The sequence below is a fragment of the Streptomyces griseoflavus genome (assembly GCF_014649995.1).
Taxonomy (GTDB): Bacteria; Actinomycetota; Actinomycetes; order Streptomycetales; family Streptomycetaceae; genus Streptomyces; species Streptomyces griseoflavus.
Genome location: NZ_BMUC01000004.1, coordinates 193,985 through 213,706 on the forward strand (window position 1 = coordinate 193,985; position 19,722 = coordinate 213,706).

Here is a 19,722-nt window from a genome sequence, read left to right on the forward strand (position 1 = left end):
CCGTTGTGCTGCAACCGTAGCACGGCGCGGGGTGGGCCTCTGACCAGCCCGCTCGCTAACCGCTGGGACTCGCGGTGGCGCTGGGACTGCTCTGCGCGCCGCCGCCCCCTTCGGCCGACTGGGCCTCCTCGGCCTTGCGGAGCGCGGCCTCCAGGTCCTTCTGCGCCTTGCCGTAGGCCTCCCAGTCGTTCTTCTTCAGGGCTTCCTGGCCGGCGTCGAAGGCCTTCTGGGCGTCGTCCAGAGCCTTCTGGACCGAGGGCGCCTCGGTGCTGGGCGGTGGCGTGGTGCCCTCGTCCTCACCCGTTCCCTCGTCCTCGCCCGGTGGCGGCTCGACGGGCGTGCCCTCTCCGCCGAAGACCTTGTCCAAAGCCTGTTCGAGGGTGTCCTCGAACGCGGTCTGACCGCCGTAGGTCACCAGCACCTTCCGCAGCAGCGGGTACTTCAGCCCGCCACCGCGTACGTAGACCGGCTCCACGTAGAGCAGTCCCCCGTCGAGCGGGACGGTCAGGAGGTTGCCGTACTCGACCTCCGAGTCCCCGCCCCTCAGCAGCCTGATCGTCTCGGCGATGTCCTGCTGGGAGTTGAACTGGCTCTGGACCTGCTTCGGTCCGGAGACCGTCGTACTGGTCGGCAGCTTGAGGACTCTGATCTTTCCGTAGTCCTCGGTGCCGGGGTCGGCGTTCACCGCCATGAAGGCGCTGAGGTTGTCGCGCCCGTTGGGAGTGAACGTCGTGGTGAGCGAGAAGACCTGTTCCTGCTGGTCCGGCATCCTCATGCTCAGGTAGTACGGCGGCACCGCGTCGCCGGTCTTGTTCGTCGGGTCGTCCGGCACCTGCCACACCTCGCTGCCGGAGAGGAACGTGTTGGCGTCCTTCACGTGGTAGCGGGTCAGCAGCTCGCGCTGCACCTTGAACAGGTCCTGCGGGTAGCGCAGGTGGGCCATCAGATCGCCCGAGATCTCGCTCTTCGGCTCGACCGTGCCCGGGAAGGCCTTCATCCACGTCTTGAGGACGGGGTCCTTGGTGTCCCACTGGTAGAGCTTGACCTCGCCGCTGTACGCGTCGACGGTCGCCTTCACCGAGTTGCGGATGTAGTTGACCTGGTTCTGCTGGGCCACCACCGCGCGCTGGTCGTTGGTGGCGGTCAGCGAGTCGGCCGTGGTGTCACCGAGGGTCGTCCGCGAGGCGTACGGATAGCCGTTGGTCGTCGTGTAGGCGTCGACGATCCACTGGATCCGGCCGTCCACGACCGCCGGGTAGGCGTCGCCGTCGATGGTCAGCCACGGGGCGATCGCCTCGACGCGCTCCTTGGGCGTGCGGTTGTACAGGATCCGCGACCCGTCACCGATCGCGCCGGAGTACAGGATCTGCGGCTCGCCGAACGCGACGGCGTACGCGGCCCGGTTGACCGGGTTGGCGAGGTTGACGCCGCTGTCGCCCTTGTAGCTGTACGTCTTCTCGCCGCTGTCGTCGGAGTAGTCGATCTCCTTCTGGGGACCGCCGACGATCGAGTACGTCGTCGTCCGCTCGCCGTAGTAGACGCGCTGCTCGTACTCGCCCAGCTCGCCCTTGGAGGGCAGGTCGGACTCGGTGAACGCCGGACGGCCGCCGGAGTCGGCGGTGGTGCCCTCCGCGGCGACGACACCGTACCCGTGGGTGTAGCGGAAGTGGTCGTTGATCCAGTTCCGCTTCGGGATGCCGTTGTAGTTCAGCTCGCGCAGACCGATGACCGTGTCCTGCTCCTTGCCGTCGATCATGTACCGGTCGACGTCCAGGTTGGTCGGGAACGCGTAGTAGTTCCTGATCTGCTGGAGCTGCTGGAAGGTCGGCGAGACGATGTTCGGGTCCATGATGCGGATGCTCGCCGCGTCGGCGACGTCCTTGCGCAGCTTGGTCGCGTCCTCGGTCTGGGCCGTGCCCGGGTACTCGGTGACCTGCGAGTCGTTGATCCCGTAGGCCTCACGCGTGGCCTTGAGGTTCTTCTCGACGTACGGCGCTTCCTTGGCCTGCTCGTTCGGCTGGACCTGGAACTTCTGCACGATCGCCGGGTACAGGCCGCCGATCAGGATCGCCGACAGTACCATCAGGCCGAAACCGATCACGGGCAGCTGCCAGGTGCGCCGCCACAGGGTGGCGAAGAACAGCAGCGCGCAGATCACGGCGATGCAGAACAGGATCGTCTTGGCCGGCAGGTAGGCGTTCGCGTCGACGTACCTCAGGCCCGTCCAGCTGTCGGTGGCCTTGAAGTCGCTGGACTTCACCGCCAGTCCGTACCGGTCGAGCCAGTACGCGACGGCCTTCAGCGTGACGAACACGCCGAGGAGCACCGACAGGTGCCCGGTGGCCGCCGCCGTGGCACGCGCGCCCGGGCTGGTGATGCGCAGCCCGCCGTACAGGTAGTGGGTGAGCGCGGCGGCGATCAGCGCCAGGATCGTGGCGGCGAAGCCGAAGCCCAGCATGAAGCGGTACCACGGCAGGTCGAAGGCGTAGAAGGAGACGTCGAGGTTGAACTGCGGGTCCTTCTGGCCGAACGCCACGCCGTTGACCCACATCAGCCACGTCCGCCACTGGCTCGACGCCGAGGCGCCGGCGATCAGACCGACCAGCGCGGTGATGCCGAGCAGCAGCCACTTCTTGTACGGGGCGATGCCCATGCGGTACCGGTCGAGGTTCTGCTGCTCCATCGACATGGCGCTCAACGGCGGCCGCATGCGGTGGGCCAGCCAGATGTTGAAACCGACCGCCAGGGCCATCAGCAGACCGAAGACGAAGAACAGCCCGATCTTGGTCCACAGGGTCGTCGTGAAGACGGAGGAATAATCGACCGAGCGATACCACAGCCAGTCCGTCCAGAAGCCCGCGAACATGGTGAACACCATGCCGAGGACGGCCAGGACGCCCAGTGTCATCAGCAGGGTCCGGACCCGCCGGGACGGGCGGCCCACTCTGATCCGTGGCCCCGTCGGGCCTCCGCCGCGGTCCGGCATCTGGAAAGCCAAGGTAGGCACCTCGAAAATCGCTGTTGATTCGTCAGGCCCGCGGTTCCACGGACCATGTGTGGGCCCCCCGTGATCGAGGGCCCACACCTATGCAACTTACCTACGCTTTACTCGGTTCCCGATTCCGGCAAGGAACGAGAGAGGATTGTGACCATGTCCAACACACCCATGGCCGCGAACCCGCTCACCCGGGCCGTTCTCGAGATCGACGAGTACGCCTCCGGACTCGGCTGGGACCAGCCCGCACGCCTGTTCGCCCTCGTCGACACCGCCCGGCTGCGGGCCGAGCAGCCCTCGCTCGCGGGCCGTCTCGGCCCCGACGGCGAACAGGAGACCACCGCCTACACCCCGATCGAGCAGGACAAAATTCCGGCGGGCAAGCCGCTCGACGAGTTCCTGGGCACCATCGCCTGGCCCGAGGCGGTGGCCGGCTGCGCCCTGACCGTGGAGCGGATGATGCTGCCCCCGTCGGCGGAGGCCCAGGTCCCCAAGGACCTCGGCGAGGCCGCGCTGACCAAGTGGGTGGCACAGCACCCCGAGCGTCAGGAGGTCCGGATGACGGTCGCGGTGCTGCGCGACGGCGCCCGCGAGTCCGCGCTGCGGCTGCGCGAGAAGGACTCCCCCACGGAGGTCCTCACCGGCTCCGACCTGGTGCCGGGTCTGGCGGAGGCGCTGACGGCGACGTTCGCGGAGTAGGCCCGTCCGGTCAGGACACCGTGCACTTCGGCAGGCCGGCGGTGTCGCCGGAACGGATGTCCTCCAGCGCGCCCAGGGCGTCGTCGATGGTGCTCACCTTCACCAGGGTGAGGCCCTCGGGGGTGTCCCTGGCCGCGGACGCGCAGTTGTCGGCGGGCGTGAGGAAGTACTCGGCGCCCTTGTCCCGCGCGCCGACCGTCTTCATCTCGATCCCGCCGATCGGCCCGACCTTGCCGTCGTCGTCGATCGTGCCGGTCCCGGCGACGAACGCGCCGCCGGTCAGGTCGCCCGGGGTGAGCTTGTCGTAGATGCCGAGCGCGAACATCAGGCCGGCGCTGGGACCGCCCACGTCGGCGAGCTTGATGTCGATGCTGAACGGGAAGGTGTGGTCGGTCCCGGCGGAGATGCCGACGATGGCGCGCTTCTCGCCGGCGTCGTCGGAGGTCGCGGTGGTGATGGTGACCTTCTCGATCTTCGCCGGCTCCCGCTTCTCCTTCTCCGCGGCGGCCTGCTCCTTGGCGGGGACGATCGTGAAGACGACGTCCTCGCCGGGCTTGTGCTCGGTCACCAGCTCGGCGACGTCGGCGGGCTCCTTCACGGCCGTGCCGTCGACGGCCTTGATCACGTCGCCCGCGTGCAGCTTGCCCTCGGCCGGTGAGCCCTTGACCACCGTGGCGACGATCACCCATGAGCTCACCGGGATGTCCAGCGCCTCCAGGGCCGCGACCTTGGCGCTCTCCTGGGACTGGCTGAACTCCTCGGCGTTCTCCTGGGTGGACTCCTCCTCCGTCTTGCCGTCGGGGTAGAGGGTCTCGTGCGGCACGACCTTGCTGTCGTGCGCGAGCCATCCGTACACGGCCTCGACGAGGTTCATCCGGTAGTCGGCGCCGGTGACGCGCACCGTGGTCATGTTGAGGTGACCGTCCGCCGGGTACGTCTTGCGGCCCGCGATGTTCAGCACCGGCTCCCCGTCGTGCTCGCCCAGCGTGTTCACCGTCGGCCCCGGCGACATCTCCGAGTAGGGCACGGGGATGAAGACTCCCACGCACAGCAACGCGATCAGCATCAGGGTGGAGGCGAGCATCGTCGCGGTGCGGCGTGGCATGTCTCGACAGTACGGGACGGGCCTGTCAGCGCACCGTCAGGGCCGCCCGGACGGGCGGCCCTGACCCTGCTGTGCGCCGCGAACCGCCGCGAACCGCCGCGTTCCTGCTCTCAGCGGTCCGAGCGCGGCTTCTCCATGGCCTCACGGAACCGGGCGTAACCGATGAGTTCGGGCCCGTCGCTCCGCACCTTGCGGGTTCTGTTGGCCCAACTGCCCCACAGTCCGGCTCCGATCGCGGCCACAAGCGGAATCAGCAACCAGGCGAGAGCCCCCATGCCGACCTCCCAACCCATGAGCGTCCGCAACTGACTGATGAGCAGATTAACCATCCGCAGTGACAACGCTCACCTCAGGGGTGGGGTTACGCAACCGGAGGCCCTGCCTGCGACGACGGCCCGGCCACCGCCCCTCGACGACGCCGCGCCACGCGCCGACCCGTCCTCCTACCCGTCAACGACGCCGCTACGCGCCGACCCATTCCTCGGTGCCGTCGGAGAACGTCTGGTGCTTCCAGATCGGCACCTCGTGCTTGAGGTCGTCGATCAGTTTCCGGCAGGCCTCGAAGGCCTCCCCCCGGTGCGGGCACGACACGCCGACGACCACGGCGAGGTCGCCGACCCGGAGATCCCCCACACGGTGGACGGCGGCGAGCGCGCGCACGGGGTACTCGGCGACGACCTTCTCGGCGATCCGCCGCATCTCGTCCTCGGCACTGGGGTGACACGAATAGCCGAGCGCGTCGACGTCCGCACCGCCGTCGTGGTTGCGCACGGTGCCCACGAAGAGCGCCGTCCCACCGGCCGCGTCGTCCCCGACGGCCCGGAGGACCTCGTCCACCGACAGCGGCGTGTCCCGGATCGCGATCAGCCTGATCGCGTCCTGTGCCGCCTGCTCACCCGGATGATCGTGCGTGGATGCCATGCCACCATCGTGCCCCACCGGGACGGGGGCGGGGAACGGAAGCCGCCGCCCCGCACCCGCCCGCACCTCCGCCGGAGGCCGGCCCGTCCCCCGGCGGTCAGATGCGCCGCCGCGTCTTCCTGGCCCGGCGCACCACCGCCGCCGCGCCCAGCAGGGCCACCGTGGCGCCCGCCGCGCCCGCGGCCGTGGCGTCCTTGCGGCCCAGCCGCCGGCCGGCGACCGTGTGCCTGCCCGACACCTCGTCGAGCAGCTCCGCGAGCACCTCCTCGTTGGTGTGCGCGGGCCGCCACCCGGCGTCGTGCAGCCTGCTCCCGCTGACCACCCACGGATACATCGTGTACGCCAGGTCACCGGCCGGGGAGGGGGTGAGTCCGATCCGGTGCAGCCGGGCCGCCGCGCCGAGCGCGACCGCCGACGGCAGCTCCATCCGACGGATCCCGCTGAGCTCCTCGACCTCCTCCTGCTCCAGCCAGCCGTCGCAGCCGACGGCCAGTTCGCCCTCGACCTTCTCCAGCACGGTGTACTCCAGGGCGCTGCACAGGTCGTCGACGTGGCAGAACTGCCAGGCGGGCCGTGATCCCGCCACCACCAGCAGCCTCGGCGACTCGAAGTACCTGGTCAGCGCGGTGTCGGTGCCTCCGACCAGCACCGCGGGGCGCACCACGGTGACATTGAGCCCGGGATGGGCGCGGGGGGCCCGGCGGGCCAGCCGCTCGATCTCCAGCAGGTCACCGACGCCGGTGGCCTCCGCCGTGGCGCGCAGTTCCGCGTCCTCGGACAGCGGGAGCCCGTTGTCCGGCAGCGCCCCGTAGACCATCGTCGAGGTGCACAGCACGACCCGGTGCACTCCGGCCGCGGCGGCCGCGGTGAGCACGGTCTGGGTGCCCCGTACGTTGTAGGCCGTCCGGGCGGCCGCGTCGGACTCCAGATCGAGGTCGAGGGCCAGGTGGACCACCACGTCGGCACCGCGCAGCTTGTCCGCGATGGCCGGGTCCCGTACGTCCAGGATGTGCCACAGCGCCTCGTCGCACTCGCCGCGCCGCTCGTCGATCGCGACGACCTGCTTGATCTCCTCCGACGCGGCGAGCCGCGCGGTGAGCAGCGCGCCGACGCCGGACGCGGCTCCGGTGACGGCGACGACGGGCCCGCGCGGCGCGGTCGTCCGGTCGGCGCCGTGGGCGGCCGTCGAGGGTCGGTGGTCGGGTGACGGGCGCGCCGACTCGTTTCGCGCTGCGCGAACCTGCGGATCTGGGGAACTCACCGGGCGTCTCCAGCGGTTGTCTTCAGTACGAGCGCAAGCGACGCGTACGTACCAGGTGGCATCCATCCTGCCGCAGGCGTTGTGTCGGCGAAGCACCGAGGCCCGAACCGCTTCAGGTGTCTACGCTGGGTGGTGTTGTCGGGCAGCCGTGCCGCCGGAAAGAACCGGTGGCCCTACAAGCCGAGGAATCCCGTGAGTGACACCCCATTCGGATTCGGCCTTCCGCCGGAGGAGCCGGACGACGGCGACGAGGGCAAGAAGAAGGACCCGCAGAGCGGCGGTGGTCAGGGCCCGGCCAACCCGTTCGGTTTCGGCATGTCCGGAGCCGGAGGCTTGGGCGGCCCGGGCGCGGACAATCCGTTCGCCGCGATGTTCGGGTCGCTGAACCCGGGCGACCTGGGGGCCGCGTTCCAGCAGCTGGGCCAGATGCTCTCCTACGAGGGCGGGCCGGTGAACTGGGACATGGCCAAGCAGATCGCCCGCCAGACGGTGTCCCAGGGCACCGCCGGCGGCTCGAAGGACGCGAGCGTCGGTCCCGCGGACCGCAAGGCCGTGGAGGAGGCCGTCCGGCTGGCCGACCTGTGGCTGGACGACGCCACCTCGCTGCCGTCCGGCGCCAACTCCGCCGTGGCCTGGAGCCGCGCGGAGTGGGTCGAGGCCACCCTGCCGGCCTGGCGCGAGCTGGTCGACCCGGTAGCCGAGCGCGTCGGCAACGCGATGGGCGACGTCCTGCCGGAGGAGATGCAGGCCATGGCCGGCCCGCTGATCGGCATGATGCGCTCCATGGGCGGCGCCATGTTCGGTACCCAGATCGGGCAGGCCGTCGGCGTGCTCGCCGGTGAGGTCGTCGGTTCGTCCGACATCGGCCTGCCGCTGGGCCCCGCCCGCCGGGCCGCGCTGCTGCCGCTGAACGTCGAGGCCTTCGGCAAGGACCTGGGCGTCCCGCAGGAGGAGGTGCGGCTGTATCTCGCCCTGCGCGAGGCCGCCCACCAGCGTCTGTTCGCGCACGTGCCGTGGCTGCGCTCGCACCTGTTCGGCGCGGTCGACGGGTACGCGCGCGGGATCAAGGTCGACACCGGCAAGCTGGAGGACGTGGTCGGCCAGTTCGATCCGCAGAATCCCGAGCAGCTCCAGGAAGCACTCCAGCAGGGCATGTTCCAGCCGGAGGACACGCCCGAGCAGAAGGCGGCCCTGGCCCGTCTGGAGACGGCGCTGGCGCTCGTCGAGGGCTGGGTCGACGCGGTGGTGCACGCTGCCGCCAAGCCGAGGCTGTCCTCGGCCGACGCGCTGCGCGAGACCCTGCGACGCCGTCGCGCCTCGGGCGGTCCCGCCGAGCAGACGTTCGCCACGCTGATCGGTCTGGAACTGCGTCCGCGCCGGCTGCGCGACGCCTCGCGGCTGTGGGCGTCGCTCACCGACGCGCGCGGAGTCGACGGCCGGGACGCCCTGTGGGCGCACCCGGACATGCTGCCGACGGCCACCGACCTGGACGACCCGGACGGGTTCGTGCACCGCGAGCAGATCGACTTCTCCGAGTGGGACAAGATGCTCGGCGAGGCCGCCGACAAGCCCGACCTCGGGAAGAAGGACGAGGGCGGCGGCGAGAGCGGCGACGACAGCAAGGGCGACGGCGCCGAGTGAGCCTGTACGACGACGCGGTCCTCGTCCTCAAGGGGTACGAGGACCAGCCGGAGCTGCGCCAGGCCTACCTGGACCACCTCGCCGCGCATCCGGACGGCATGTGGAAGGCCTGCCACGCGGGCCACGTCACCGCGAGCGCCCTGGTGGTCGACCCGGAGCGCGGCCGGGTGCTGCTCACCCTGCACCGGAAGCTGCGGATGTGGCTCCAGATGGGCGGCCACTGCGAGCCCCAGGACGCCTCGCTCGCCCGGGCGGCCCTGCGGGAGGCCACGGAGGAGTCCGGCATTGCGGACCTCACGCTCCTGGCGGGCGGTCCCGTGCGCCTGGACCGGCATCCCATCCCGGCGCCCTGCCACTGGCACTTCGACGTCCAGTACGCGGCCGTGGCCGCGCCGGGCGCGGCGCACGCGATCAGCGACGAGTCCCTCGACCTGCGCTGGTTCCCCTACGACAAGATCGCGGACGTGGCCGACGCGTCGGTCCTGCGTCTGCTGGAGGCGACCCGGTCGAGGCTGGGCGTCTGACACGCGTGAGGGGGCGGCCGCCTGGGCGGCCGCCCCCTCACGTGTGCCGGTCAGCTCCAGACGTTGCCCTGGTTCTGGCCGCGGGCGCCCTGCTGCCCCATGCCGTACTGGGCGGCGAGGCCCGAGCCGATCTGGGCGTTCTGCGGCGGCAGCAGCTCGCTGGGCTGGACGAGCGCGAAACCGCTGCCCATGAAGCTGAGCTCCCAGCCCTCACCCGTGCTGCCGCGGCGCCGCCACACTCCCGAGGAGTGGGTCTGCGCCTGCATCTGCACCCGCAGCGAGGTGGACCAGGCGACGATGGCGTCGGCGTCGCAGTTGACGTACTTGTCCGGCGTCACCTGCATGAGGAGCGGCATCCCCGAGGTCATCAGCGCGACCTTGCCGTTGCCGGTGATGTTGAGCTGGTACTTCCCCGAGCCGGAGATGCCGTACAGGCTGTCCACGGCGATGACCTCGTGGTGCAGCGAGGAGTCCATGGCCAGCACGTAGCTGCTGTCGACCGTCAGCCCGTCGTGGTCCACGTCCATGATGTGGATGCGCTGGGCGAGGTTGGCGAGGTAGACCGTGCCCTGGCCGTGGCAGCGCATCAGGTCGAGGCCCTCACCGGTGCGCGCACGCGTGCGTGAGGCGCCGCTGCTCTGGAACTCGGCGTCGAACTCCATGAGTCCCTGGTAGGCGACCATGCTGCCCTTGCGGGCGAGGACGTCGTCGTGACCCTCCAGGGCGACGCGGAGCATCTGCTGGTTCTGCAGGCTCCAGCGCTCCTGGGTCTGCTGGTCGTTGAAGGCGAAAAGCGGGCTCTGCATGATGTGGTTGCTCCCCCTCAGCCCCGGACCCGGAGACGGTCGGTGCTGTCCTCACTGGGCTGGACGACGACGATGCCCTGACCGGAGAAGGCCATCTGGTAGGCCTCGCCGCTGCCGCGGCCGATCAGCGACTGGGCGCGGAAGCTGCGCTTGCCCTTCACCTTGAGGTTCGGGGACCAGGCGACCAGGGCGTCCGGGTCGACGTACGTCTCGTCGTCGCCGCCACCGCAGTCGACGACGATCGGCTTGCCGCGCGAGGTCAGCGCGACCCAGCCCTGCCCGGAGATCCTGGTGTTCCACAGCCCCTGTCCGGCGAACTTCGCCAGGCCCTTGACCCGCTCCACACCCCAGGTGAGGTGGGCGTCGAAGGCGAGCAGGTTGGTGGCGTTCACGGAGATGCCGTCGCCGTTGAGGTTGATCACGACGACGTTGGCGCCGTAGTCGGCGAGGTACAGCAGGCCGTCGCCGGAGCACTTCATCAGGGGCGCGCCCTCGCCGGTCATCCAGTCCTTGGCGATCTGGCGCACGGCCGGCGGGTTCGGCTCGTACTGGACGAATCCTTCGTAGGCGACCATCGAGCCCACGCGTGCGAGGAGGTCGTTGCCGGTCTGCATGGCGACCTTCAGCATGTGGTTGCCGTGGTTCTCCATGCGGGCGGTGACGGGTGCGGGGGCGAAGCCCGCGAGTGGCTGGTTCATGACGGGCTCCCCTTAGATCTCGTACGGCTGGACGACGATGAAGTTGCCGGGTGCGCCCCGGAACTGCAGGTTCACGCTCTCCCCGGTGTCGCCGGGGTAGGAGTTGCGCCGCATCCGCACCTGACTGGAGACGACCACCTGGGAGGCGGCCGACCAGGCGACCACGGCGTTGCAGTCGGCGAAGGTGGTCGGTGTGACCGGGAGGACCACGGGCGTGCCGTGGGTCTTCACGACGATCGTGCCGGTGCCCTGGAACTGCATCGTGAACAGGGCGCCGCCGGGGATGCCGTGGCCCTCGATGCGGCGGACCTCGTACTGGAGACCCTCGTCGAAGGCGAGGACGTTCTCCGCGGAGACGCACACGGCGTCGCCCTGGAGCTCGATGGGGTGCAGCATCGTGGAGTCCTCGGCGAAGAACACCTGACCCTGGCCGGTGCAGCGCATCAGCTGCATCTCCTGGCCGGTGGCGTTGCCCACGATGCGGCCGGAGAAACCGGCGCCCTTGTAGCTGAAGTCGACCTTGCCCTGGTAGAGCACCATGCTGCCCTGCCGGGCCAGCACGGGCTGCCCGCCGATGCCGAGGTCCGCGCGGACGAGCTTCTTGTTCTGCTGCGTCCACCGCTGCCCGGTGGGCGTCTCCTTGTACTGCTGGAGCGCGCCGAGCACGCCGGGGCTCTGCGGTGCCGCCTGCGGGGCGCCGTAGGGGGCCTGCTGGTGGGGCACCTGGCCGGGAGGGGGCTGATGTCCGTAGCCGGGAGGGGGCGTCGGCGCGCCGCCGTAGCCGGGCGGCGGGGGTGCCTGCGGTGCGGGGGGCTGCCCGTAACCCGGGGGCGGCGGGGCGCTCTGGCCGTACGGCGGCGGCTGCTGGCCGAACGGAGCCGGGGCCGGGGCGGGGGGCGGCACCGTGGAGCCACCGGGCGGGGTGTGCAGGGGCGCGACGATCGTCGGCGCGGAGTGCACCGGCGGCACGGAGGGCGCGGGGGCCGGCGGCGGGGTGGCGCCCGCAGGCGGCGCGAAGCCCTGGGCGGCGGGCTGGGGGGCCGGTGCCGGGGGCGGCGGGACGGGCGCGCCCCCGCCGGGAACACCGAACGCGGGAGGCGCGGCGGCCTGGGCAGGCGGTGCGAAACCGGGCGCGGCGGCACCGGCCCCCGGCTGCTGCGGGGCGGCCGGCTCGTCCTCGGCCACCTCACCGCCGAAGTTCCTCAGCAGCGCGTCGAGCCCGCCGTCGAAGCCCTGTCCGACCGCGGCGAACCGCCACACGTCCTTGAAGTAGAAGTCGCCGAGCATCACGGCCCGCTCGGTGGAGAACTCCGAGCCGCCGAAGGGGTACCGGGCCACTTCCTCGCCGCCCGCGACGATTCGGATGTAACCGGGGCCGACCTGCGACATCTGCCCGGCGCCGTCGATCGTCGCGGTGAAGGACAGCTTCCTGATCTGCTGCGGGATGCGGTCCAGCGTCACGCGGAAGGACTCGGTGTCGCCCGCCTGGGCGCCCAGGAGCTGAACGGACTCCTCGGGGGACTTCGGCTGGTTGTAGAAGATGAAGTACCGGTCGTCCGAGAGCCGCTCGTCGGCGTCGAGACCGAAGCAGCTGATGTCGAAGCTCAGCCCCGGACCGGAGATCTGCACGCCCACGTACAGATCCGTGCCCGCGGTCAGATCACTGATCCTGGCCTTGTGGCCGCGCTGGAATTCCCTGACCATACGTACGACCGTCCCCCATCCCGAATGTGAGTGCGTCGCGCCAGGCTAACGGCAAACACCGACACCGGATGAAGTCGGTACAGACCCGGTACACAACGCGTACGGGGGCCTACGGCGCGCTCACTCCGGGCGGGCGCTCACGTGCCGCGGGCGCCCGGGAGGTGCGGCAGCCGCTCGGCCGCGACCACGCCCTCGAGATAACCGCGGGCCCGCTCGGTCCTCGGGTACGCCTCCAGCAGCCGCCAGAACCGGGGGCCGTGTCCGGGTACCAGCAGATGGGCCAGTTCGTGGCAGAGCACGTAGTCGACGACGTACTCGGGCATGCCCTGCAGCCGGTGGGACAGGCGGATGCTGCCCTCGGAGGGGGTGCACGAGCCCCAGCGGGTGTTCTGGTTGGTCACCCAGCGCACGGAGGCGGGCCTGGCCCGTCCGTCGAAGTACTGGTCCGACAGCCGCCGGGCGCGCTCGGCCAGATCCGAGTCGTCGAGCGTGCGCCGGCTCTCCTGGGCGGCCAGCTTGTCGAGCATGACGTTCACCCAGCGCTGCTCCTCCGCCTCGGACATCCGGGCGGGGATGAGCACGACGGTGCGATCGCCCTCGCGGTACGCGGAGACCGTCCTGCGTCGACGGGCGCTCCTGCGGACCTCGATCGCGCTCGCCCTGGAGCCGTTCGTCGGCTGGCTCGTCGTGCTGCGCTGTGACGTTCCGGCGCTGTGCAGTGGGTCGGCGGGCACGCCCCGACGTTACCCGCTGCACACGGGGAAGTCTTGACTCCGGGACGCTTCCGTGGCGATCCCCTCACCGGGCGCCGGATTTGTACGATGAAATGCGGTGCCTGTGGACAACTTTCGGCGCCCTCCGGCACGTCCCGGCATGCTGTGACGCGTGGCCGGACCACGGACGGACCCGGCCACCCACGGATCGAAGCCGGACGTACGGGGGCCTGTCATGCATCCGATGGTGAAACCCGCGCTCAGGCGCGGCTGGCGCGACCTCAACACCGTGCAGTTCGGGATGACACCGGCGCACGCCCTGACGGTGGGCCCGGTGGACACGGCCACGGGCAGCTTCCTCGACCTGCTCGACGGCACCCGCGGTCTGGAGCTCCTGCGCGAGGAGGCGCGGCGCATAGACCTGCCCGAGGGTCATACCGACCGGCTGGTGCGGCGGCTGTCCCGGGCCGGGCTGCTGGACGACTCCCGGGGCGGCGGACCGGCCGGCGAGGCCCTGCGCGGCAAGCCGGAGGTGATCGAGCGGCTCCGACCGGACCTGGCCTCCCTCAGCCTGACCACCTCCGAGCCCGGCGATCCGCTCCGCCGGATGGCGGCGCGTCGCGGCATGCGGGTGCAGGTGAGGGGCGCGGGCCGGGTGGGCGCGGCGGTCGCTGCGCTGCTGTCGGGGGCCGGGGTGGGTGAGGTGCTGGTGCGTGACGTGGGCCGGGTCGAGCCGTGGGACGTCTCGCCGGGCGGGCTGCCCCCCGAGTCCGTCGGCGAGCGCCGGGAGGAGGCGGCCCGCCGGGCGGTGCGGCGGGCGGCACCGGACCGGCCGCCGCGCCGGACCGCCCGGTCACCCCTCGAGGAGGGCGACCCGGGTTACTCCCTGGTGGTCCTCGCCCCGCGGGACGACGTCGCCGTGCACGCGCCCGACCCGGCGGCCGCCCAGACCCTCCTCGACTCCGGCACGCCCCATCTCTACGCCGGGGTGGTGGAGGCGACCGGTGTCGCCGGTCCGCTGGTGCTGCCCGGTGAGACGAGCTGCGCCGGCTGCCTGCAGCAGGACCGCGTCGACCGGGACCCGACGTGGCCCCGGCTGGTCGCCCAGTGGCGCTCCGGCCACCGGCGCCGGACCGGCGCCTGTGATGTGACACTCGCCACGACGGTGGCGGGGCTGGCGGCCGCCCACGCGCTCGCCTTCCTGGACGGCCGGGTCCCCTCCACGGCCGGCGCCCGCTGGGAGGTGTCCCTGCCCGGCCTGCACTGGCACGCCCGGTCGGTGTGGCCCCACGCCGCCTGCCCCTGCGGAGCGGCCGGAAGGGGTCCGCGGGAGGAGACGAGCGGCCCGGACGAAGGTAAGCGAGAACACACCACCGGCGGCGGGGGGTCCCGCGCGACAATGGCCGTGCAAGGGCCGCCGGACCAGTGTCGCCGTCAGGCGGACGCGGAGCGGCCGGCAGGTACTTGGAGGGCGCATGTCTGATCTTCCCCGGAAGGCGGTCACCCGGACCGCGAAGCTGGCCGCGCTCCCGCTCGGCTTCGCCGGGCGGGCGACCTGGGGTCTCGGCAAGCGGATCGTGGGCGAGTCCGCGGAGATCGTCGGCCGCGAGCTCCAGCAGCGCACCGCCGAGCAGCTGTTCAAGGTGCTCGGCGAGCTCAAGGGCGGAGCGATGAAGTTCGGCCAGGCCCTGTCGGTCTTCGAGTCGGCCCTGCCGGAGGAGGTCGCCGGCCCCTACCGCGCGGCACTGACGAAGCTCCAGGAAGCGGCCCCGCCGATGCCGACCGGCACCGTTCACCGGGTGCTCGGGGAGCGGCTCGGCGAGGACTGGCAGGAGCTGTTCCTGGAGTTCCAGGACAAGCCGGCCGCGGCCGCGTCGATCGGCCAGGTGCACCGGGCGGTGTGGCACGACGGCCGCGAGGTGGCGGTCAAGGTGCAGTACCCGGGCGCCGGCGAGGCCCTGCTGTCGGACCTGAACCAGCTGAGCCGCTTCGCCCGTCTGCTGGGTCCGCTCATTCCCGGCATGGACGTCAAGCCGCTGATCACCGAGCTCAAGGACCGTGTGTCGGAGGAGCTGGACTACGGCCTGGAGGCCCAGGCCCAGCGGGCCCACGCCGAGGAGTTCGCCGGCGACCCCGATGTCGTCGTGCCGGACGTGGTCCACCAGTGCGAGCAGGTCCTGATCACCGAGTGGATGGACGGCATCCCGCTGTCGGAGATCATCTCCGACGGCACCGCGGCGCAGCGCGACCGGGCCGGCCAGCTCCTGGCCCGTTTCCTGTTCTCCGGCCCCGCCCGCACCCGCCTGCTGCACGCGGACCCGCATCCGGGCAACTTCCGTCTGCTGCCCGGAGGGCCGGACGGGGAGGACGACTGGCGCCTGGGCGTACTGGACTTCGGCACCGTCGACCGGCTCCCCGGCGGACTGCCCTCCCCCATCGGCGAGGCGCTGCGCATGACGCTGGACGGCGAGGCGGAAGCGGTCTACGAGATGCTCTGCGCGGAGGGCTTCGTCAGGGAGTCGATCGAGCTGGACCCCGACGCGGTCCTCGACTACCTGCTGCCGATCATCGAACCGGCCCGGGCCGACGAGTTCACCTTCACCCGCGGCTGGATGCGCAGCCAGGCCGCCCGGATAGCCGACCCCCGCTCCCCCGCCTACCAGCTGGCCAAGCAGCTCAACCTGCCCCCGGCCTACCTGCTGATCCACCGGGTGACGCTGAGCACGATCGGTGTGCTCTGCCAGCTCGGAGCGACGGTGCGGCTGCGGGACGAGCTGGAGGAATGGCTGCCGATGTTCGTCCCCGAGGAGCCCGAGGAGGAGGCACCGGCCGCGGAGGCGTGACCGGCGCGGGGGACGGCGCCGTCGTGCACGGCGTGCACGGCTCAACGCACCGCGGGGGCCGGTCCGTCGACACGGGCCGGCCCCCGGCGGAAGAGCCGGGCCCCCTCGCGGGGGGCCGCCGCTTCTTGTGAGGCGGTTGCTGGTGGATCGGTTACTGCATGACCGCCATCGCGAGCGCGCGGCGGGCGCGCCGGGAGGCGCGCTCCGCCCGGCGCTGCATCCGGCGCGCGGTCACCAGGCGCACGGCCTGGCGCTCCCGTTGCGCCTCGTGCAGTCGCTCGTGCATTCGCGCACGGGCCATGGCTTCTGGGATGAGTTGCATCTCTCGGGTCCTGTTCTGGCGCGAGTCGTTCGCACCACTGGTGGTGAAGTCTTCGGTCGCGGAGCCTGCGGGCTCGTGGGCGGACGGCATCATCGGGGCCTGCTTCTGGGGGTCGTGCGTGAGGGGGCGGTCGATCGTTCCCGGGGTGTTCATGCTGTGACCGGGTTCTTGCGCGGGCGGCCACGCGGCCGCTTCCGGGCGACGACAACTCCCTGGACGAACAGCTCGCCACCCCAGACGCCCCAGGGCTCGCGCCGCTCCTTGGCGCCGGCGAGGCAGGCCTCGACCAGCGGGCAGGTGCGGCACAGGGACTTGGCGTACTCGACGTCCGCGGGCGACTCGGCGAAGAAGACCTCCGGGTCGTAGGAGCGGCACGGGACGGGTACGCCCAGGTTCTCGATGGCGTCGTCGAGCGCGGTGAGCGCGGTGAGCGGAGTCAAGGTCGGGTCCTCCGTGGAGCCGTACTTGGGGATCGTGTCGGAAGGCGGTACGGACGGGGCGTGCGCTTCGAGTTGCACGGTTCGTCTTCCTCGTCTGGTCGTTTCCGGCCGGTCGGCCGGGTGGCGGCTTGGTACCGGGTTCTTTTCTTGTCCCGAGGCGCTTCGCCCTGCTCCCCGTTCGGGGCAAACAGAAGGGCCGCGGATCCCGGTTGGGGTTCCGCGGCCCTGAAGGCGCCGGCCTGATCGAATCAGGCTGGATCACTCCAGGGTTCTGGCCCACGGAAGGCCCACATCAGGTGGTGCTGCGTCGTCTGCTTCCGGAATCCGGCACCGGTCGCCGCAAAGGCATAGGCCTGCGCCTGTGCCACTACTGCTTCCGGTGCCTCGGTCGGTCGCTCATCGCGCTCACGGACGGCGAAGGCCGCGGGAGCGGGAGAGGACACCAGGCGAGCGGCACGCATGCCGGACAGACCGGTGCCCTGGTTCGAGGCGCCGAGAATGCACAGGGAGACAGCCGAGCGATCGGTCAGTTTGACGATGGAGCTGGTGTTGATGCTGATCACTGGACTCGCCTCCTCTCGGCGTCTCAGGGACTGGACGAACCAGTCCGCGGATATGCAAGTAGAACACGGGATCAGGGCCTTGGAGAAGGCCGCCGTCCCCGTGCCTAAGAACCTATGGGGCTCGCTGGGGCATGCGCAAACTATTTTCTCGACGAGTTCGCATCAGTCCGGATCGCGCTCCCCGGCTGTCTCACGGCCTGCGCAGATGGACAGGACATCGGCTCCGTAGCGCCCCAGCTTGCGCATCCCGACCCCGGGGATGCGGGCCAGATCGTGCTCGTCGTCGGGGGCCGTCTCCGCGATGGCGATCAGCGTCTTGTCGGTGAAGACGCAGAAGGCCGGCTGTCCGCTGCGCCGCGCCTGGTCGGCGCGCCACTCGCGCAGCCGCTCGTACAGGCCCTCGTCCATGTCGGAGGGGCAGTCCTCGCAGCGCATCAGCTTCATCTCGCCCGCGTCGGTCAGCGTGCGGCCGCAGACCCGGCAGCGGGCGGGGCTGCGCTGTCCCCGCCGCGGGCGCGGCGCGGCCGGGCCCGACGCGGCGCCGAAGCTGCCCCGCTCCACTCCCCCCGGACCGGCCGGACCGCCGCGCCCGCCGGCCGCCCGCCCTCCCGGGCGCAGTCCGTCGAGGAAACGGCTGGAACGCCGGCCGGGCCGGCCGCCCGGCGCACGGGAGAGCGCCCAGGAGAGGTGCAGACGCTCACGGGCACGGGTCACCCCGACATAGAGGAGGCGGCGCTCCTCCTCGATCTGCTCGTCCGTCTTTGCGTAGGTGATCGGCATCATGCCCTCGGCGACACCGACCAGGAAGACGACGTCCCATTCCAGCCCCTTGGCCGAGTGCAGCGAGGCGAGCGTGACGCCCTGCACGGTCGGGGCGTGCTGGGCACTCGCCCGCTCGTCGAGTTCGGAGACGAGGTCGGCGAGGGTGACGCCGTCCCAGGCGGCGGCGAAGTCCTGGGCCAGGTGCGCCAGCGCGGCCAGGGACTCCCAGCGCTCGCGGACCGCGCCCGATCCGGCCGGCGGCTGCGTCGTCCAGCCCTCGCCCGAGAGCACGGCGCGCACCTGGGACGGCAGGTCGGGGGCGTCGTCGAGGAGCGCGTCGTTGCGCCCGAACCGGGCCGCGGCACGCAGGGAGTGGATCGCTTTGCGCACCTCGGGACGGTCGAAGAACCGCTCGGCGCCTCGCAGCTGGTAGGGCACCCCCGCGTCGGCGAGGGCCTGCTCGTACGTCTCGGACTGGGAGTTCGTCCGGAACAGGACGGCGATCTCGCTCGCCGGGACGCCCCCGTCGATCAGCTCGCGGATGCGGCGCGCGGCGCCCTCGGCCTCCGCGGGTTCGTCGGCGTACTCGGTGAAGACCGGCTCCGTCCCCGCGGCGCGCTGCGAGATCAGTTCCAGCCGGTGGTCGGCGGCACGGCCGCGGGCCTGGGCGAGGAGTCCGTTCGCCAGCCGGACGACCTGGGGGGTCGACCGGTAGTCGCGGACGAGCTTGACGACGGTGGCGCCGGGGTGCCGGGTCCTGAAGTCGAGCAGATGGTCGGGGGTTGCTCCCGTGAACGAGTAGATCGTCTGACTGGCGTCGCCGACCACGCACAGGTCGTCCCGCTCGCCGAGCCACAGTTCGAGCAGGCGCTGCTGGAGCGGGCTGACGTCCTGGTACTCGTCGACGACGAAGTGCTGGTACTGGGCGCGGACCTGGTCGGCGATGTCGTGCCGGTCCTGCAGGACGGCGACGGTCAGCAGCAGCACGTCCTCGAAGTCGATGACGGCACGGTCGCGCTTGAGCTCCTCGTAGGCCGAGTAGAGCTGGGCGACCTCGGACGGGTCGCGGGGGGTCTCCCGGCCGGCCTTCGCCGCGGCGGCCGCGTAGTCCGCCGGGACGGTCTGGGTGACCTTGGACCACTCGATCTCCGCGGTGACGTCGCGCAGCTCTCCCCGGTCGAGCCGGATGCGGCAGGCGGCGGCCGCGTCGGCGACGAGCTGGATCTTGCGGTCGACGAGCCGGGGCAGGGAACCACCGATGGCTTTCGGCCAGAAGTACTGGAGCTGGCGCAGCGCCGCGGAGTGGAAGGTGCGGGCCTGGACCCCGGTGGCACCGAGCTGGCGCAGCCGGCCGCGCATCTCTCCGGCGGCCCGGTTGGTGAAGGTGACGGCGAGCACGCTGGAGGGCTGGAGGATCCCGGCACGCACCCCGTAGGCGATGCGGTGGGTGATCGCCCGGGTCTTGCCGGTGCCCGCGCCGGCCAGCACGCACACCGGCCCGTGCAGTGCGGTGGCCACGGCCCGCTGCTCGGGGTCGAGCCCTTCGAGCACCGCGTCGGCCGAGTCCGGTGCCTGCGGGAAGAGGGTGGAGTGCGTTGCTGCTGTCACACAGCCATGCTGCCAGGTCGCGCGGGACAGGTGAGCCGGTTGTCCACAGGGAGGGCCTCGCAGTCGTACGAATGCGGCGGGCGTCACGCCGGCCCGCCGCTCCCGGGCCGGCGGGCG

At 71.4% G+C, this 19,722-nt stretch carries 18 protein-coding genes; 5 read left to right on the forward strand and 13 right to left on the reverse strand.

The window, feature by feature from the left end:
• Positions 1–55: 55 nt before the first annotated feature.
• Entirely contained in the window at positions 56–2,986 is a 2,931-nt protein-coding gene (locus tag IE172_RS11830) for a UPF0182 family membrane protein (protein WP_229885981.1), read from the reverse strand.
• A gap of 165 nt (positions 2,987–3,151) precedes the next feature.
• On the opposite strand from IE172_RS11830, the gene IE172_RS11835 reads away from it, so the two are divergent.
• Positions 3,152–3,694: a PPA1309 family protein gene (locus IE172_RS11835; RefSeq protein ID WP_268253468.1), complete on the forward strand. Its 543-nt coding sequence runs from the start codon at positions 3,152–3,154 to the stop codon at positions 3,692–3,694.
• A gap of 10 nt (positions 3,695–3,704) precedes the next feature.
• Here the strand turns inward: IE172_RS11835 and IE172_RS11840 are convergent, their stop codons facing one another.
• From IE172_RS11840 to IE172_RS11855, 4 genes are all read right to left on the reverse strand, one after another.
• The gene (locus tag IE172_RS11840) at positions 3,705–4,799 is read right to left on the reverse strand and encodes a YlbL family protein (protein ID WP_190097126.1); all 1,095 of its coding nucleotides are present in this window, start codon (positions 4,797–4,799) and stop codon (positions 3,705–3,707) included.
• A 110-nt stretch (positions 4,800–4,909) separates the two neighbouring features.
• Positions 4,910–5,074 carry a hypothetical protein gene (locus tag IE172_RS11845; protein ID WP_190097127.1) on the reverse strand — a complete coding sequence of 55 codons (165 nt, stop codon included), beginning with the start codon at positions 5,072–5,074 and terminating at the stop codon, positions 4,910–4,912.
• A 187-nt stretch (positions 5,075–5,261) separates the two neighbouring features.
• Entirely contained in the window at positions 5,262–5,720 is a 459-nt protein-coding gene (locus IE172_RS11850) for a molybdenum cofactor biosynthesis protein MoaE (protein ID WP_190097128.1), read from the reverse strand.
• A 97-nt stretch (positions 5,721–5,817) separates the two neighbouring features.
• Complete coding sequence (locus IE172_RS11855) at positions 5,818–6,981, reverse strand: SDR family oxidoreductase (RefSeq protein ID WP_190097129.1); 1,164 nt, start codon at positions 6,979–6,981, stop codon at positions 5,818–5,820.
• Positions 6,982–7,173: 192 nt separating this feature from the next.
• Between IE172_RS11855 and IE172_RS11860 the strand changes: the two genes are divergently transcribed.
• A complete protein-coding gene (locus IE172_RS11860; RefSeq protein ID WP_190097130.1) occupies positions 7,174–8,622 on the forward strand; it encodes a zinc-dependent metalloprotease in 1,449 nt (482 codons plus the stop codon).
• Positions 8,619–9,146: an NUDIX hydrolase gene (locus tag IE172_RS11865; protein ID WP_190097131.1), complete on the forward strand. Its 528-nt coding sequence runs from the start codon at positions 8,619–8,621 to the stop codon at positions 9,144–9,146. Before IE172_RS11860 ends, IE172_RS11865 begins: the two co-directional genes overlap by 4 nt.
• A gap of 50 nt (positions 9,147–9,196) precedes the next feature.
• Here IE172_RS11865 and IE172_RS11870 read toward each other — a convergent pair whose 3' ends face one another.
• The 4 genes from IE172_RS11870 to IE172_RS11885 all read right to left on the reverse strand — a co-directional run bounded on the left by IE172_RS11870 (position 9,197) and on the right by IE172_RS11885 (position 13,088).
• Complete coding sequence (locus IE172_RS11870) at positions 9,197–9,952, reverse strand: AIM24 family protein (protein ID WP_190097132.1); 756 nt, start codon at positions 9,950–9,952, stop codon at positions 9,197–9,199.
• Between the two features lie 17 nt (positions 9,953–9,969).
• Positions 9,970–10,650, reverse strand: coding sequence for an AIM24 family protein (locus tag IE172_RS11875; protein WP_190097133.1), 681 nt, complete (start codon positions 10,648–10,650; stop codon positions 9,970–9,972).
• Between the two features lie 12 nt (positions 10,651–10,662).
• A complete protein-coding gene (locus IE172_RS11880; protein ID WP_190097134.1) occupies positions 10,663–12,354 on the reverse strand; it encodes a TerD family protein in 1,692 nt (563 codons plus the stop codon).
• 137 nt (positions 12,355–12,491) lie between these two features.
• Positions 12,492–13,088 (reverse strand): M48 metallopeptidase family protein, encoded by a 597-nt coding sequence (locus IE172_RS11885; RefSeq protein WP_190097135.1) that lies wholly within the window; start codon positions 13,086–13,088, stop codon positions 12,492–12,494.
• A 214-nt stretch (positions 13,089–13,302) separates the two neighbouring features.
• On the opposite strand from IE172_RS11885, the gene IE172_RS11890 reads away from it, so the two are divergent.
• Both IE172_RS11890 and IE172_RS11895 read left to right on the forward strand, forming a co-directional pair.
• The gene (locus IE172_RS11890; protein ID WP_190097136.1) at positions 13,303–14,550 is read left to right on the forward strand and encodes a ThiF family adenylyltransferase; all 1,248 of its coding nucleotides are present in this window, start codon (positions 13,303–13,305) and stop codon (positions 14,548–14,550) included.
• Positions 14,543–15,910 (forward strand): ABC1 kinase family protein, encoded by a 1,368-nt coding sequence (locus tag IE172_RS11895; RefSeq protein WP_190097137.1) that lies wholly within the window; start codon positions 14,543–14,545, stop codon positions 15,908–15,910. The genes IE172_RS11890 and IE172_RS11895 overlap by 8 nt, the downstream gene beginning before the upstream one ends.
• A 151-nt stretch (positions 15,911–16,061) precedes the next feature.
• Here IE172_RS11895 and IE172_RS11900 read toward each other — a convergent pair whose 3' ends face one another.
• The 4 genes from IE172_RS11900 to IE172_RS11915 all read right to left on the reverse strand — a co-directional run bounded on the left by IE172_RS11900 (position 16,062) and on the right by IE172_RS11915 (position 19,692).
• Entirely contained in the window at positions 16,062–16,385 is a 324-nt protein-coding gene (locus IE172_RS11900; RefSeq protein WP_190097138.1) for a putative WhiB-interacting protein, read from the reverse strand.
• The gene (locus tag IE172_RS11905; RefSeq protein ID WP_189559311.1) at positions 16,382–16,750 is read right to left on the reverse strand and encodes a WhiB family transcriptional regulator; all 369 of its coding nucleotides are present in this window, start codon (positions 16,748–16,750) and stop codon (positions 16,382–16,384) included. Before IE172_RS11905 ends, IE172_RS11900 begins: the two co-directional genes overlap by 4 nt.
• A gap of 170 nt (positions 16,751–16,920) precedes the next feature.
• Entirely contained in the window at positions 16,921–17,235 is a 315-nt protein-coding gene (locus tag IE172_RS11910; RefSeq protein ID WP_190097139.1) for a hypothetical protein, read from the reverse strand.
• 162 nt (positions 17,236–17,397) lie between these two features.
• A complete protein-coding gene (locus IE172_RS11915) occupies positions 17,398–19,692 on the reverse strand; it encodes an ATP-dependent DNA helicase UvrD2 (protein ID WP_438817011.1) in 2,295 nt (764 codons plus the stop codon).
• Positions 19,693–19,722: the final 30 nt, after the last annotated feature.

Excerpts from the sequence above, each read along its gene's own strand:
- IE172_RS11830 (WP_229885981.1), bottom strand. The coding sequence starts at position 2,986 with ATGCCGGACCGCGGCGGAGGCCCGACGGGGCCACGGATCAGAGTGGGC.
- IE172_RS11835 (WP_268253468.1), top strand. The coding sequence starts at position 3,152 with ATGTCCAACACACCCATGGCCGCGAACCCGCTCACCCGGGCCGTTCTC.
- IE172_RS11840 (WP_190097126.1), bottom strand. The coding sequence starts at position 4,799 with ATGCCACGCCGCACCGCGACGATGCTCGCCTCCACCCTGATGCTGATC.
- IE172_RS11845 (WP_190097127.1), bottom strand. The coding sequence starts at position 5,074 with ATGGGGGCTCTCGCCTGGTTGCTGATTCCGCTTGTGGCCGCGATCGGA.
- IE172_RS11850 (WP_190097128.1), bottom strand. The coding sequence starts at position 5,720 with ATGGCATCCACGCACGATCATCCGGGTGAGCAGGCGGCACAGGACGCG.
- IE172_RS11870 (WP_190097132.1), bottom strand. The coding sequence starts at position 9,952 with ATGCAGAGCCCGCTTTTCGCCTTCAACGACCAGCAGACCCAGGAGCGC.
- IE172_RS11875 (WP_190097133.1), bottom strand. The coding sequence starts at position 10,650 with ATGAACCAGCCACTCGCGGGCTTCGCCCCCGCACCCGTCACCGCCCGC.
- IE172_RS11880 (WP_190097134.1), bottom strand. The coding sequence starts at position 12,354 with ATGGTCAGGGAATTCCAGCGCGGCCACAAGGCCAGGATCAGTGATCTG.
- IE172_RS11890 (WP_190097136.1), top strand. The coding sequence starts at position 13,303 with ATGCATCCGATGGTGAAACCCGCGCTCAGGCGCGGCTGGCGCGACCTC.
- IE172_RS11895 (WP_190097137.1), top strand. The coding sequence starts at position 14,543 with ATGTCTGATCTTCCCCGGAAGGCGGTCACCCGGACCGCGAAGCTGGCC.
- IE172_RS11900 (WP_190097138.1), bottom strand. The coding sequence starts at position 16,385 with ATGAACACCCCGGGAACGATCGACCGCCCCCTCACGCACGACCCCCAG.